The following is a 13,308-nucleotide window of genomic DNA, read 5'->3' as shown; positions in this document are numbered from 1 at the left end:
GCCAGAAATGACAGTATCGCGAAGCGATTTCCACCGGGGTGGCGGCGGAGCGACGGGTGGGCTCACCAACGTTCTGGTCGCCAACCGTGGCGAGATCGCGCGGCGCGTGTTCGCGACGTGTCGTCGGATGGGTATCGCGACGACCGCCGTCTACTCGGACGCCGACGCGAACGCACCGCATGTGGCCGAGGCCGACGCCGCGATTCGCCTGCCGGGCAACACACCTGGCGAAACCTATCTCCGCTCCGAGCTGATCATCGAGGCCGCGCTGGCCGCCGGTGCCGACGCGATCCACCCCGGCTACGGATTCCTGTCCGAGAACGCCGAATTCGCCAAGGCAGTGCAGGCCGCCGGGCTGACCTGGATCGGTCCGCCGGTCGCGGCCATCGAGCAGATGGGCTCCAAGGTCGAGTCCAAGAAGATGATGGACGCCGCCGGCGTCCCCGTCCTGAAGCAGCTGGATCCCGACGAGGTCACCGCCGACCTGCTGCCGGTGCTGATCAAGGCGTCCGCCGGTGGTGGCGGTCGCGGCATGCGCGTGGTGCGTGAACTGTCCGAGCTGACCGGTCAGATCGAGGCCGCGCAGCGGGAAGCCCAGTCCGCCTTCGGCGATCCGACCGTCTTCTGTGAGCGCTACCTGGAGACCGGCCGCCACATCGAGGTGCAGGTCATGGCCGACACCCACGGCACCGTGTGGGCGGTCGGCGAGCGCGAGTGCTCGATCCAGCGCCGTCACCAGAAGGTCGTCGAGGAAGCGCCCTCGCCGCTGGTCGAGAAGATCGACGGGATGCGGGCGCGGCTGTTCGAGGCGGCCCGGCTGGCCTCGGAGGCCATCGGCTACGAGGGCGCGGGCACCGTCGAGTTCCTGGCCGACGAGCAGGGCGACTTCTTCTTCCTGGAGATGAATACCCGTCTGCAGGTGGAACATCCGGTCACCGAGCAGGTCACGGGCCTGGACCTGGTCCGTCTGCAGCTGCAGGTGGCCGCCGGTCGCCCGCTGCCCGCGCGGCAGCCGGAGATGCGCGGCCACTCCATCGAGGTGCGCCTCTACGCCGAGGATCCGGCCCACGACTGGCAGCCCCAGTCCGGCCCGGTGCACAAGCTCGACATCCCCGGCACGCTGGGCGAATTCACCGTCCTGACCGAGCCGGGCGTGCGCCTGGACACCGGCGTGGTGGACGGCTCCGTGGTCGGCGTGCACTACGACCCCATGCTGTCGAAGGTCATCTCCTTCGCCGAGACCCGCGACGAGGCGGCGCATCTGCTGGCGAGCGCGTTGCAGCGGGCCAAGATTCACGGCCTGGTCACCAACCGCGACCTGCTGGTCCGTGTGCTGCGGCACCCGGCCTTCCTGGCGGGCGAGACCGATACCGCCTTCTTCGCCACCCACGACCTCGAAAAGCTCTCCGCGCCTCTGGTTTCCGAGGCGGACGAGCAGCTGTCGATCGTGGCCGCCGCGCTCGCCGACGCCGCTGCCAATCGGCGGGCGGCCCGGGTCGGCCGTGGCCTGCCCAGCGGCTGGCGCAACCTGCCCTCGCAGGCCCAGTCCAAGTCCTACGAGTCGCGCCTGACCGGCAAGCACGAGGTGCGCTACCGCCTCACCCGGGCGGGTCTCCAGGTCGAGGGCCTCGAGGGGCTCGAATTGCTGGAGGCCACACCGGATCTGGTGATTCTCCAGGTGCCCGGCGAGCGCGGCCCGGTGCGCCGCCGCTTCGAGATCGCCCGCTACGGCGACCTCGTGACGGTGGACTCCCCGCTCGGCCCGGTGGCCGTGCGCCGGCTTCCGCGCTTCGAGGACCCGGCCGACCAGGTGGCCGAGGGCTCGCTGCTGGCCCCGATGCCGGGCGCGGTCATCCGCGTGGGCGCGGCCGTCGGCGACCGGCTGGAGAAGGGCCAGCCGATCCTGTGGCTGGAGGCGATGAAGATGGAGCACACCATTGCCGCCCCCGTCGCGGGCGTGCTCACCGAATTGAACGTTTCCGCCGGCCGCCAGGTCGAGGTCGGCGCGGTACTCGCCGTGGTCCACAGCGAAGATCAGGAGTAGGCAATGAGTTTCATCGAGACCGACGAGCAGAAGGCGCTGCGGTCCGCGGTGGCCAAGCTGGCCGCCAAGTACAACTTCCGCGACTACGCCGGTCCCAAGGCCCGCCGCAACGAGCCCTTCGACGAGCTGTGGGACGAGGCCGGCAAGCTCGGCTTCCTGGGCGTGAACCTGCCCGAGGAGTACGGCGGCGGTGGCGCGGGCATCTACGAACTCGCGCTGGTCCAAGAGGAATTGGCGGCGCAGGGCTGCGGCCTGCTGCTCATGGTGGTGTCCCCGGCCATCTGCGGCACCATCATCACCAAGTACGGCACCGAGGCGCAGAAGCAGCACTGGCTGACCAAGCTGGCCGACGGTTCGTCGAAGATGGTCTTCGGCATCACCGAGCCGGACGCAGGCTCCAACTCGCACAAGATCACCACCACCGCCCGCCGCGACGGCGAGGACTGGATCCTCAACGGCCGCAAGATCTTCATCTCCGGCGTGGACCAGGCCGAGGCGGTGCTCATCGTGGCCCGCTCCGAGAACGCCAAGACCGGCAACCTGCAGCCCGCCCTGTTCATCGTGCCCACCGACACCCCCGGCTTCGTGAAGACGAAGCAGGAGATGGACATCCTGGAGCCGGACAACCAGTTCACGCTCTTCCTCGACGATGTGCGACTGCCCGCCACCGCCCTGGTCGGCCAGGAGGACGCCGCCATCGCGCAGCTGTTCGCCGGCCTGAACCCCGAGCGCATCATGGGCGCGGCCATGGCGGTCGGCATGGGCCGCTACGCCATCGACCGGGCGGTGGCCTACGCCAAGGAACGCGCGGTGTGGAAGGGCGCGCCGATCGGCTCGCACCAGGGCATCTCGCATCCGCTCGCGCAGGTGAAGATCGAGCTGGAACTGGCCAAGGTCATGATGCAGAAGGCCGCGTTCCTCTACGACTCCGGTGACGACTTCGGCGCGGCCGAGGCCGCCAATATGGCGAAATACGCTGCGGCCGAGGCCAGTATCAAGGCGCTGGACCAGGCGATCCAGACCCACGGCGGCTCCGGCCTGACCTCCGACGTGGGCCTGGCCGGCATGCTGGCCGCCGCCCGCATCGCGCGGGTGGCCCCGGTCAGCCGCGAGATGATCCTCAACTTCGTCGCGCAGCACTCGCTGGGTCTGCCGAGGTCCTACTGATGGCCGACGCGCACCAGGGGCCGTTCGTCCGCTACCAGGTGGCGGACGGATTCGCCACGCTCACACTGGATTCCCCGCACAACCGCAATGCCCTGTCGTCGAAACTGGTGACCGAGCTGCTGGCGGGCCTGGAGCGGGCGGCGTCCGACGATGCCGTGCGCGGCGTGGTGCTCACCCACACCGGCAACACCTTCTGTGCCGGAGCGGATCTCAAGGAGGCGGTGGACGCCGATCCGGCGGCCGCCGCCGATATGCGGACCCGCTGGATGATCTCGGTGCTGCGCGACATCCTCGTCATGCCCAAACCCGTGGTGGCGCAGGTCAACGGGAATGTGCGCGCGGGTGGCATGGGCATCATCGCCGCCTGCGACCTGGTCGTCGCCGGGCGGGACAGCAGCTTCGGGCTCACCGAGGTGCGGATCGGGCTGGCCCCGTTCATGATCTCGCTGACCCTGCTGCCGCGCATGTCCGCCCGGGCGGCGGCGCGCTATTTCTCGACCGGCGAGACCTTCGACGCCGCCGAGGCCGAGCGGGTCGGGCTGGTCACCGTGGCCGCCGACGATCCGGCGGCCGAAGTGGCGCGCCTGCGCGCGGAACTGCGCAAGGGCGCCCCGCAGGGCCTGGCCGAGGCCAAGCGACTGGTCAATGCCGAGCTGCTGGCGGCCTTCGACCTGCGGGCCGAGGAGCTGGCCAAACGTTCGGCGAGCTACTTCGGCACCCCCGAGGTGATCGAGGGCATGACGGCCTTCCTGCAGCGCCGCCCCGCGAGCTGGGCAGAATAGGCAACCATGGCGACACCCCACGAACCCAAGCAGGACCGCAGCCGGGCCACCCGGCAGCGGCTGCTGGAGGCGACCATCGACTGTCTGGCCCAGATGGGCTGGGCGGCCGCCACGGTCGCCGTGGTGGCCGAGCGGGCCGGGGTGTCGCGTGGTGCCGCCCAGCATCATTTCCCCACCCGGGAAGATCTGATCACCGCCGCGCTGGAGTACATGTTCGAGGCTCGGATGGACCAGTCCAAGGCCGACGCCCTCGCGATCGCCGAGGTGGCCGAGGGTGTCGCCCGCACCGAGGCGGTGGTCGCGGGTCTGGTCGAGTCCTACACCGCCCCCATCTTCAAGGCGGCGCTGCAGGTGTGGACCCACGCCGCCGCCGACCCGGTGCTCCGCGAGCGCATCGTCCCCATGGAGGCCCGCTTCGGCCGCATCTCCCATCGCATGGCGGTGGAAGCCCTCGGGGTGGACGACGCCGACCCGGTGGCCCACCACCTGGTCCAGGCCACCCTGGACCTGGCTCGCGGCCTCGGCCTGGCCGACGTCCTCACCGACGACTCGTTGCGCCGCAAGGAGATCGTCCAGCAGTGGGCCGCCACTCTCCACACCGCCCTGTCCGCGACCCGCTGAACGCGGTGATCGCTCAGCGGTAGCCGATCGATCTCAAATTCTGACTCACGTTCATTTCGGAATTGGGTCTGCGGGGGGCTCGATCGTGATGTAATGCTCGCCGATCGGTGTGCCTCAGCGCCTCGGCGATGACGTCGAGGGACACCCCGTGAATGTGGGAGAAACGATGCTCGACAACAGAATTCAGCGGGCGGGCGGCGCGGTGGCCGCGTTCGCGGCGGCGGCCGGTTTCGCGATCGCGGCGATGCCCGGCACGGCGACGGCCGCGTCGGGAACGGTCACCTGGACCGATGGGAACAGCAAGTTCACCCGGACCGTGTCGGACACCAATCCGATCGCAGGCGAGGTCGTGACCGTCTCGACGATGTTCGAGCGGACCGGCATCCCGGTGGAGTACATCTACTCCATCCAGGACCAGCATCCGGCCTGCCTGACTCCGGTCGCGGGCTCGGCGAAGATGGGCGGCGACCAGGTCCAGATCGACACCTCGAACCCGACCGCGGTCAGCGCCTCGTTCAGCATCGTCAAATACCCGGTCTACCCGAACATCTCGCCGAAATCGCAGACCTTCGAGGTGCAGTACACGGTGGGCGTCAACTGCGCCCGCGACACCGCGCTGCCGACCTCCATGAACTACAGCGGCTCCCTCGGCAGCGGCAACTACACGGACAAGGGCCCGGCCATCACGGTGTCCAGCGACGCGGTGTCGACCACCGTGCTCACCGATGTGACCGGAGCCCAGGTCGGCAAGGCCGTCACCTTGGAGGCGACGGTGTCACCGGCGGCGGCCGGCGGCACCATCCAGTTCAAGGCGGGCGACCAGGTGCTCGGCGATATCCCCGTCGCCGCGACCGGCAAGGCCACGATCGTGTGGACCCCGGGTGCGGCGGGCGCGTACACCATCGGCGCGAACTTCTCCGGCCGTACCGGCGTGGCCGCCTCGTCGACCACCAAGGTGGTGAACGTGGCCGACGTGTCGACCGATCCCGGAACCGGCGGCGGCAAGCCCAGCACCGGATCCTTCGGGTTCTGACCTGCTGATCAGAAGCCGAAAACCTCTGCCAGACGGATAGATTCGTCGTCCCAGCGGCGTTCTATGGCCTCACGTTCGGCGGCCGGCAGGATCGGATCCCATCCTGCCCGGCGCCAGAAGGCTTCTCGATGCTCATCGCTGAGGGGATGCGGCGTGCTCATGGCGGATTCCCTGAATAGTGACGATCGTCACATCGATGGTAGCGAGAAGCGCTGTGCCGCATACGGAAAGCGCGGTGCCATCGTGTAAAGAACCGAGCGCTCGGTCCCTATCGGGTCCGGGCGCTCGGTCCTGTGGTGGCGGTGGCAAGCCTGCCGGTTATGTGGTCTTCGGTGCGGTCAGGTCGTAGAGGGTGATGCCGTCCACGTCCTGGGAGTTGAAGTGCTCCTTCACCCACGCCGTGATCTGTGAGCTCTGGCTCTGGGCGCCGCCGTCGCCGCCGCGATCACCGCCCATCTGACTGCCGGCGATGAAGTAGTGGATCCGGCCGACCTGCACGTACTCCTGGAACTGGGCCAGCGTCGGCGACGGGTCGCTGCCGTTGAACCCGCCGATCGGCATGACCGGCAACTGGGTCGCCAGCTGGAATCCGGCCGCCGAGTTGGAGCTGACGGTGGCCGCCACCCAGGTGAAGTCGGAGCCGTCGGCCTTCAGCAGCGCGGTGACCTTGTCGCTCGGGTTGCTCGCCATCATCATGTTGCCCGCGGCGCCGCCGAATCCGCCCGGACCGCCCTCGTTTCCGGTGGCGCCGCCGGCCGGGGTGTCGCCGTGATTCATGCCCATGCCGTGCTGGCCGCCGCCCGGCTGCCCGCCGGGCATGCCGTTCCAGTTGCCGTTCCCGGCGCCGGGCCGCCCGCCCGGCCGATCACCGCCGCCGTGCGGGCCGCCCGGACCCCAGCCGCCGCGGACCGCGGGCCCCGCCGAGGGCATCGGGCCCTGATGCGCGGTGGCCAGTCCGTTCACGGTGTAGGCGATGGGTCCGCCCAGTCCGACCAGGACCGCGGCCCCCGCGGCGACCAGTGCGGCCTTGCGAGGCAGGCGGATCAGCAGCAGCACGGTCGCGACGATGCCGCCGACCAGCACCACCCAGCGCAGCCACGGCACGAAGGATGTGCTGCGGGACAGGAAGATCCACGCTGTCGCGGTGGTCAGGCCGAGTGCCAGGGCCGCCGCCGGGCGCACCCACAGCCGGTCGCGGTGCTGCCAGGCGAGCACCGAGCCCGCGCCGATCAGCGCCGCCACCGCCGGGGCCAGCGCCACCGTGTAGTAGGGGTGGAAGATGCCCTTCATCAGGCTGAACACCAGCCCGGTGCCGACCAGCCAGCCGCCGAACAGGATGAGCGTGGCGCGCTGCGGATCGGTGCGGGTCAGCTTGCCGCGCAAGGCGATTCCCGCCACCAGCAGCACCAGGGCGGCCGGGATGAGCCAGGCGATCTGACCGGCCTGCGCCGGTTCGAACAGCCGCCCGATGCCGGGCGTGCCCCACATGCCGCCGCCACCGGCCGGCATCTGCTCGCCGCCACCGCCGCCGAAACCGCCGACGCTGCCGCGCTCATTGCCGTCGAGACGGCCCAGGCCGTTGTAGCCCAGGGTGAGCTCGATGATCGAATTATGCTGCGAGCCACCGAAGTACGGGCGGTCCGAGGCCGGCCACAGTTCGGCCACCAGCACCCACCAGCCCGCGCCCGCCACCATGGCCGCGGCCGCGCCGAACAGCTGCGCGATCCGCTTGCCCAGTTCGGGCGGGCCCGCGATCAGGTAGGTCAGCGCCAGCGCGGGCACCACCAGCAGCACCTGCAACTGCTTGGCCAGGAAGCCGAGCCCGATGAACGCGCCGGTGAGCAGCACCCAGCGCCAGCGGCCGTCGGCCACCGCGCGGGTCATGGCCCAGGCCGCGGCCAGCATGAGGAACACCAGCATGGCGTCCGGGTTGTTGAACCGGAACATCACGGCGGCAATGGGAGTCACCGCCAGCACCAGGCCGGCCGGCAGGCCGGCGCTCGCGCCGAAGTTGCGGCGCACGATGGCCCACAGCAGCGCCACCGACGCCACGCCGAGCAGGGCCTGCGGGAGCAGCATGCTCCAGCTGTGCAGGCCGAAGATCCGCACCGAGATCTCCATGGGCCACAACGACAGTGGCGTCTTGTCCACGGTGATGGAGTTGGCCGCGTCGGAGGACCCGAAGAACATGGCCTTCCACGACACCGAACCCGCCTGCACGGCGGCCGCGTAGAAGGAGTTGGCCCAGCCGTTGGCGGACAGGTTCCAGAGGTAGGCGAGGGCGGTGCCGATCAGCAGGGCCGCCAGCGCCAGGTACTCCCGGCGGCCGGTGCGGGCCGCGGGCGCCTCGGCCGGGGGTGGGGCGAGCCGGGGCTCGGTCAGTGTCGCGGTCATCGGTCGCCTCCTCGGTCGGCTCGATCGGTGTGGATGTCGGCGGGAGCGGTCCAGAACGGCAGGTCGCCGTGTTCGGGGTGGCAGCGGCCGCGAAAGTCGACCCGCACCAGCCGGAAGCCGTCGTTCGGAAGCGCCTGCGGCGCAGGGAAGATCACGGTCATCGGACCGGATCGGGCACGGGATGCTTGCCGGCGTTGCGGAACACCCAGCGCAGGCCGACGAAGCGCAGCAGGGTGGCGACCAGGTTGGCGATCACCAGCACCAGCAGTTCCAGGTGCACCGCGGCGTCGGGCGTCCAGTGGTGCAGCGTGTAGAGCGAGCCACTGGTCAGCGCCAGGCCGACGCCGAAGATGATCAGACCCTGGAAGTGGTGCGACATCGCCTGACTGGACCCGCGCACCCCGAAGGTGAAGGCTCGGTTGGCGGCGGTATTGCCGATCGCGGTGATCAGCAGGGCCAGGAAGTTGGCGGCCTGTGCGCCCGTGATGCCCTGCAGCAGCACGTAGAGCACCAGGTAGGCCAGGGTCGAGGTGATGCCGACGATGCCGAATCGGACCAGCTGCCCGACCATGCCCAGCGGCACGCCCTCCATGAGCGGCTCGCGGCCGATGGCGGCGCGCAGCTCGTTGATGGGCAGCCGGCCGGTGGTCAGCGCGCGGCCGACCCGCCAGATGCCGAGCAGGTCCTTGCGGGCGGTGTCGACGATGTCCACCCGGGAGTCCGGGTCGTCGATCCAGTCGACCGGCACCTCGTGGATGCGCAGCCCGATGCGCTCGGCCAGCACCAGCAGCTCGGTGTCGAAGAACCATTCGCCGTCCTCGACCAGCGGCAGCACCAGCTTGGCCACCTCGCCGCGCATGGCCTTGAAGCCGCACTGCGCGTCGGAGAACTTGGCCTGCAGGGAGGTCCGCAGGATGAGGTTGTAGCAGCGGGAGATGATCTCGCGCTTGGGTCCGCGCACCACCCGCGAGGAGGAGGCCAGTCGGGTGCCGATGGCGACATCCGAGTGGCCCGACACCAGCGGTGCGACCAGCGGTAGCAGCGCGTTGAGGTCGGTGGAAAGGTCGACGTCCATGTAGGCGACGACCTGGGCGTCGGAGGTCTGCCAGACTTCGCGCAGGGCGCGGCCGCGGCCCTTGCGGTCCAGGTGCACGACGCGCACGCCGTCCAGCTGGGACGCCAGCTGCTTCGCCACCTCGAGGGTCCGGTCGGTGGAAGCGTTGTCGGCGATCGTGATTCGCGCCGTGAACGGGAAGTTCAGCGTCAGGAAGGCGTGCAGTCTGCGCACGCAGGGGCCGAGGTCGACCTCTTCGTTGTAGACCGGAACGACCACGTCCACAACGGGCGCGGTCACTGCTTCTGCGGGTTCCGCCTCCCGGACGGCGGTCACGGTGTCGTTCATGGTGACCAACTTCGATCACCGAACTCACATCAGGCTGCGGCCTACCTGGGAGCTTCCTGGGAGACGAGATCCGTGCTAGTTCGATCCGAGATGCAGCCGCCACAGCGGAGAGACCGGTCCGTGTCCCGCGCCCAGGTCATAGGACGCTTCCAGGCAGCGGAAGGTCCACTCCTTGGCGAAGGCGACCGCGTCGGGCACCGAGTAGCCGTGGGCCAGCGCGCAGCAGATGGCCGCGGCCAGGGTGTCGCCGCCGCCGTGGTCGTTGCCGGTGGCGAGCCGCTGGGCCGGGAGCTCATGGAAGGTGTCGCCGTCGAAGAGCAGGTCGGTGGACTGCTCGGAGGTGCGCAGGTGCCCGCCCTTGACGATGGCCCACTGCGGTCCCAGCGCGATCAGGGCCTCGGCGGCCTTGCGGGCCGAGGCGTCGTCGACCACATCGACGCCGGTGATGAGCCGGACCTCGTCGAGGTTGGGAGTGACCACGGTGGCCAGCGGAATCAGGGTGTTGCGCACCGCGTCCAGGGCCTCGGCGTGCAGCAGGGCGTCGCCGTGCATGGAGGCGGCGACCGGGTCGACCACCAGCGGGATGCCGCCCTGGCGTCCGATGCCGACCTCACGGCAGACCCCGGCCACCGCCTCGATGATGGCGGTGGAGGCCAGCATGCCGGTCTTGGCCGCGCCGATTCCGATGTCGCCCACCACGGTTCGCACCTGGTCGGCCACGATCTGCGGCGGGATCTCGTGGAAACCGTTGACGCCGAGGGTGTTCTGCACGGTGACCGCGGCGACGGCCACGCACGCGTGCACCCCGCACAGGGCCATGGTGCGCGAATCGGCCTGGATGCCCGCGCCGCCGCCGGAGTCGGTGCCCGCGATGGTGAGGGCGCGAACCGGGGTGGTGCCGTTCGGGGCAAGCGGTAGGAGTTCCACGTCACAGACCCTAGTTGGGCGGAATCGCACGCCGGAAACGGCCCTGAATGAAAAGGATTCCTATTAGCGCGGGGCCGGTTGGACGGTCGCCGCGGTCGCCGGTGTCTCGAGGTCGTCTCGGATCTCGCGGCCCATGCCGGGGTCAGCGATCGCACGCTCATTCGGCGGTTCAACGAGCAGGTCCGCATGACGCCGAACGAATGGCTGCGGACGGTCCGGGTCCGGCAGTGTCGGGAGTTGCTGGAGACCACGGGCGCCACCATCGAGAGCATCGCCAAGCAGACCGGGTTCGCCTCGGTGGCGGCGTGGCGCAAGGCGTTCCGGAAAACGGTTGGGGTGACTCCGCAGTCGTACCGGAAGGCCTTCGAATAACGCTGCCCATAACCGGACCGCCCGCATGTGCGGGACCCGCTGAACGCCGCGCTGCTCACCGCCACCGAGCTGGCGGCCGGGCCGCAGGCCTGGCTGCGGTACCCGGGTCCTTCCCGTCCTGGGGCGCAGCGCACGAGCACGCCTGACCCCGAATCAGCCCAGGCTCGCGAAGAATTCGCGAATATCGGCGACCAGGACGTCGGTCGCCTCGTGCGCGGCGTAGTGCCCCGCCGCGTCATTGGCGCCGGTGGAGCGCATCGAGTTCACGTCGTACGCGTGCCAGCTCACGATGTTCGCGTGATCGCGCTCGGCGAAGCGGCGGATGGACTGGAAGTCGCCCTCGAACATCGCCAGTCCGGTCGGGGTGGTGGTGGGGCCCTGCGGCACGTCGGTGGCGTGAGCGTCCTCGTAGTAGAAGCGCATGGACGAGGCGGCGGTGCCGGTCAGCCAGTAGAGGGCCACATTGCCGATCACGAAGTCCGCGTCGGCGCTCTCGGGGAACAGCTGGGAGTTCCAGCCCAGCAGGCCCACCGGCGAATCCGCGAGGGCGAAGGCCAGGGTCTGCGGCTGCTGGCTCTGCAGGGTGTTGAAGGCCATCTTGTTGTCGTAGAACCACTTCAGGTGCGCCAGCCCCGCCTGGTCCGCGGCCGACAGGCCATCCATCTCCGCCGGATCGCCGGAGGGGAACGAGAACAGTTGCGTCACATGGACTCCCAGCACCCGGTCGGGGGCGATGCGGCCCATTTCGGGGGAGATCATGGAACCCGCGTCATTGCCGATCGCGCCGTAGCGCGCATAGCCCAGCCGCTCCATCAACTCCACCCAGGCGCGGGCGGTGCGCCAGCGGTTCCAGCCCGTGGACCGGGTCGGACCGGAGAATCCGAAGCCCGGCAGGGACGGGATGACCAGGTGGAAGGCGGGATCGTCGGCGGATTCGGGCTCGGTGAGCGGCGCGATCACGTCGAGGTATTCCAGGATGGAACCGGGCCAGCCGTGGGTCAGGATGATCGGGGTGGCATCGGGCCGTGGGGACCGCACGTGCAGGAAGTGGATGTCCTCGCCGTCGATCCGGGTGGTGAACTGCGGGTAGGCGTTGAGCTCGGATTCCAGTGCCCGCCAATCGAACTTCTCGAGCCAGTACTCCGCGAGGCCGCGCACCCGGTCGCCGGGGACGCCGTAGGCGTCGCCCACGTCCGGGAGCTCGTCCGGCCACAGTGCCCGGCGCAGCCGCTCGGCCAGATCGTCGAGCTCGGCCTGGGGAACGTCGATGCGGAAGGGGTGGATCGCGGTCATCGTTCTCTCCTTGTTTGGAACGGAATGTTTTGTTCTGTTCCAAACGTAACGGAACGGATCATTCCGTTCAAGTGGTAAGCTCGGATTCATGCCGAAGACAGCCGAACCCGCAGCTCAGCGCGCCCTCCCCGGCCGCAAGGCGCAGGCCGCGCGCAATGACGAGCTCATCCTGGCCGCCGCCCGGGACGTATTCCTGGCCGAACCCAAGGCCCCGATCGCGGCTGTCGCCGAGCGCGCCGGGGTCGGCATCAGCGCGCTCTACCGCCGCTATCCCGGCAAGGAGGACCTGCTGCGCACCCTCTGCTACGACGGACTGCGCCGCTACAACGCGGAAGGCGAAGCGGCCCTGGCGAACTCCGATGGCTGGGCGGCCCTGGTCGATTTCCTGCAGCGTGTGGTCGACGCCGACGTGCACTCGCTGACCGTCCATCTGGCCGGCACCTTCACCCCGGACGAGTCGATCCTCCCGGACATCCAGCGCTCGGCCGAACTCAATGACGAACTCCTGCGCCGGGCTCGCGAATCCGGGCGGCTCCGGCCCGGAATCACCACCGCCGACCTGGGCCTGATCCTCGAAGCCTGCGCGACGATTTCCCTACCCGACGCCGAACGCACCGCCCAGCTCCGCCGCCGGGTGCTGGCCTTGCTGATCGACGGCCTCACCGCCACCGGCGATCTGCCCGGGCCGCCACCGGTTCCCGGTGAATTCGCTCAACGCTGGCAGCGCCGTGACCAGTGAACGGTAGCGTTCGGCCCGACCACTCCGACATTCGTTCGTCACCGTAATCGACTCGAGGAGTTGCCATGTGCTGGATCCGACCGCTGCTCGCCCTGCCGCTGGCCGTGGGCGCGCTGTTCGCCGCCACCGGTACCGCCGTCGCCGATCCGGTCACCACCTTCACCCCCGCTTACACCGCCGGCGGCGGTGCGTTCCCCTGCTTCGGGCAGATCCAGGCGTTCCACGACCCGCAGAACACCTACCTCGGCAAACAAACCGTCTGGGTGCGAGCCGATTTCACCTTCCTGCCCGTACCGTCCGGAATGTGCAGTGCCACCGCCACACTCAGCTGGCGGAATCTGGATAGCGGCGCGAGTGGCAGCTTTCCGCCGGTCTGGCTGGGCGACGCCACGCCGTTCGGGCCAACGAACGCCCTGTGGGTCCCCGAGACCCTTCCCACCGGCCCCGGCCGGGTGGAGGTCACCATCGATACGGACTTCCCGCACCTCGCCGGCAAGGGGACGTTCTACTCGCCGGAGTGAGCGCGGCGGGGCG

14 protein-coding genes are annotated in these 13,308 nt (G+C 69.6%); 8 read left to right on the top strand and 6 right to left on the bottom strand.

Annotated elements, in window-relative coordinates; all coding sequences use genetic code 11:
• Window positions 1-7 precede the first annotated feature (7 nt).
• The 5 genes from ON33_RS28785 (at window position 8) to ON33_RS28765 (ending at window position 5,647) form a co-directional block, all read left to right on the top strand.
• Window positions 8-2,044, top strand: coding sequence for an acetyl/propionyl/methylcrotonyl-CoA carboxylase subunit alpha (locus ON33_RS28785; protein WP_051152981.1), 2,037 nt, complete (start codon window positions 8-10; stop codon window positions 2,042-2,044).
• A 3-nt stretch (window positions 2,045-2,047) separates the two neighbouring features.
• Entirely contained in the window at window positions 2,048-3,211 is a 1,164-nt protein-coding gene (locus tag ON33_RS28780; RefSeq protein ID WP_040862251.1) for an acyl-CoA dehydrogenase family protein, read from the top strand.
• Complete coding sequence (locus ON33_RS28775; RefSeq protein WP_040862250.1) at window positions 3,211-3,993, top strand: enoyl-CoA hydratase family protein; 783 nt, start codon at window positions 3,211-3,213, stop codon at window positions 3,991-3,993. The genes ON33_RS28780 and ON33_RS28775 overlap by 1 nt, the downstream gene beginning before the upstream one ends.
• A 6-nt stretch (window positions 3,994-3,999) precedes the next feature.
• Window positions 4,000-4,614 (top strand): TetR/AcrR family transcriptional regulator, encoded by a 615-nt coding sequence (locus ON33_RS28770; protein ID WP_040862249.1) that lies wholly within the window; start codon window positions 4,000-4,002, stop codon window positions 4,612-4,614.
• A 166-nt stretch (window positions 4,615-4,780) separates the two neighbouring features.
• Window positions 4,781-5,647 carry an Ig-like domain-containing protein gene (locus ON33_RS28765; RefSeq protein ID WP_051152979.1) on the top strand — a complete coding sequence of 289 codons (867 nt, stop codon included), beginning with the start codon at window positions 4,781-4,783 and terminating at the stop codon, window positions 5,645-5,647.
• Between the two features lie 8 nt (window positions 5,648-5,655).
• Here ON33_RS28765 and ON33_RS42350 read toward each other — a convergent pair whose 3' ends face one another.
• From ON33_RS42350 to thiD, 5 genes are all read right to left on the bottom strand, one after another.
• A complete protein-coding gene (locus tag ON33_RS42350) occupies window positions 5,656-5,808 on the bottom strand; it encodes a hypothetical protein (protein WP_169336850.1) in 153 nt (50 codons plus the stop codon).
• A 157-nt stretch (window positions 5,809-5,965) separates the two neighbouring features.
• A complete protein-coding gene (locus tag ON33_RS28760; protein WP_040862248.1) occupies window positions 5,966-8,041 on the bottom strand; it encodes a glycosyltransferase family 39 protein in 2,076 nt (691 codons plus the stop codon).
• On the bottom strand, window positions 8,038-8,202 hold the full coding sequence (locus ON33_RS41745; protein ID WP_157184776.1) for a hypothetical protein: 165 nt from the start codon (window positions 8,200-8,202) through the stop codon (window positions 8,038-8,040). The genes ON33_RS28760 and ON33_RS41745 overlap by 4 nt, the downstream gene beginning before the upstream one ends.
• The gene (locus ON33_RS28755; protein WP_051152985.1) at window positions 8,199-9,443 is read right to left on the bottom strand and encodes a bifunctional glycosyltransferase family 2/GtrA family protein; all 1,245 of its coding nucleotides are present in this window, start codon (window positions 9,441-9,443) and stop codon (window positions 8,199-8,201) included. Before ON33_RS28755 ends, ON33_RS41745 begins: the two co-directional genes overlap by 4 nt.
• A 75-nt stretch (window positions 9,444-9,518) precedes the next feature.
• A complete protein-coding gene (gene thiD, locus ON33_RS28750; RefSeq protein ID WP_040862247.1) occupies window positions 9,519-10,370 on the bottom strand; it encodes a bifunctional hydroxymethylpyrimidine kinase/phosphomethylpyrimidine kinase in 852 nt (283 codons plus the stop codon).
• 78 nt (window positions 10,371-10,448) lie between these two features.
• On the opposite strand from thiD, the gene ON33_RS28745 reads away from it, so the two are divergent.
• On the top strand, window positions 10,449-10,742 hold the full coding sequence (locus tag ON33_RS28745) for a helix-turn-helix domain-containing protein (RefSeq protein WP_040862246.1): 294 nt from the start codon (window positions 10,449-10,451) through the stop codon (window positions 10,740-10,742).
• 153 nt (window positions 10,743-10,895) lie between these two features.
• Here the strand turns inward: ON33_RS28745 and ON33_RS28740 are convergent, their stop codons facing one another.
• Window positions 10,896-12,035 carry an epoxide hydrolase family protein gene (locus ON33_RS28740; protein WP_157184775.1) on the bottom strand — a complete coding sequence of 380 codons (1,140 nt, stop codon included), beginning with the start codon at window positions 12,033-12,035 and terminating at the stop codon, window positions 10,896-10,898.
• Between the two features lie 88 nt (window positions 12,036-12,123).
• Between ON33_RS28740 and ON33_RS28735 the strand changes: the two genes are divergently transcribed.
• Together ON33_RS28735 and ON33_RS38665 are read left to right on the top strand one after the other, a co-directional pair.
• A complete protein-coding gene (locus ON33_RS28735; protein WP_040862245.1) occupies window positions 12,124-12,774 on the top strand; it encodes a TetR/AcrR family transcriptional regulator in 651 nt (216 codons plus the stop codon).
• A gap of 65 nt (window positions 12,775-12,839) precedes the next feature.
• Window positions 12,840-13,295: a hypothetical protein gene (locus tag ON33_RS38665; RefSeq protein WP_051152977.1), complete on the top strand. Its 456-nt coding sequence runs from the start codon at window positions 12,840-12,842 to the stop codon at window positions 13,293-13,295.
• Window positions 13,296-13,308 lie beyond the last annotated feature (13 nt).

It is taken from the genome of Nocardia niigatensis NBRC 100131 (genome assembly GCF_000308655.1).
In the GTDB taxonomy this organism is placed as follows: domain Bacteria; phylum Actinomycetota; class Actinomycetes; order Mycobacteriales; family Mycobacteriaceae; genus Nocardia; species Nocardia niigatensis.
The sequence above is the reverse complement of the archived record's forward strand: the minus strand, read 5'-3'. Positions and strand labels throughout refer to the sequence as shown.

What these genes read in the sequence shown, in the direction of transcription:
- ON33_RS28765 (WP_051152979.1), top strand. Translation starts at nt 4,781, where the DNA reads ATGCTCGACAACAGAATTCAGCGGGCGGGCGGCGCGGTGGCCGCGTTC.
- ON33_RS28785 (WP_051152981.1), top strand. Translation starts at nt 8, where the DNA reads ATGACAGTATCGCGAAGCGATTTCCACCGGGGTGGCGGCGGAGCGACG.
- ON33_RS28760 (WP_040862248.1), bottom strand. Translation starts at nt 8,041, where the DNA reads ATGACCGCGACACTGACCGAGCCCCGGCTCGCCCCACCCCCGGCCGAG.
- ON33_RS28755 (WP_051152985.1), bottom strand. Translation starts at nt 9,443, where the DNA reads ATGAACGACACCGTGACCGCCGTCCGGGAGGCGGAACCCGCAGAAGCA.
- ON33_RS41745 (WP_157184776.1), bottom strand. Translation starts at nt 8,202, where the DNA reads ATGACCGTGATCTTCCCTGCGCCGCAGGCGCTTCCGAACGACGGCTTC.
- ON33_RS28735 (WP_040862245.1), top strand. Translation starts at nt 12,124, where the DNA reads ATGCCGAAGACAGCCGAACCCGCAGCTCAGCGCGCCCTCCCCGGCCGC.
- ON33_RS42350 (WP_169336850.1), bottom strand. Translation starts at nt 5,808, where the DNA reads ATGAGCACGCCGCATCCCCTCAGCGATGAGCATCGAGAAGCCTTCTGG.
- ON33_RS28775 (WP_040862250.1), top strand. Translation starts at nt 3,211, where the DNA reads ATGGCCGACGCGCACCAGGGGCCGTTCGTCCGCTACCAGGTGGCGGAC.
- ON33_RS28770 (WP_040862249.1), top strand. Translation starts at nt 4,000, where the DNA reads ATGGCGACACCCCACGAACCCAAGCAGGACCGCAGCCGGGCCACCCGG.
- ON33_RS38665 (WP_051152977.1), top strand. Translation starts at nt 12,840, where the DNA reads ATGTGCTGGATCCGACCGCTGCTCGCCCTGCCGCTGGCCGTGGGCGCG.
- ON33_RS28740 (WP_157184775.1), bottom strand. Translation starts at nt 12,035, where the DNA reads ATGACCGCGATCCACCCCTTCCGCATCGACGTTCCCCAGGCCGAGCTC.
- ON33_RS28780 (WP_040862251.1), top strand. Translation starts at nt 2,048, where the DNA reads ATGAGTTTCATCGAGACCGACGAGCAGAAGGCGCTGCGGTCCGCGGTG.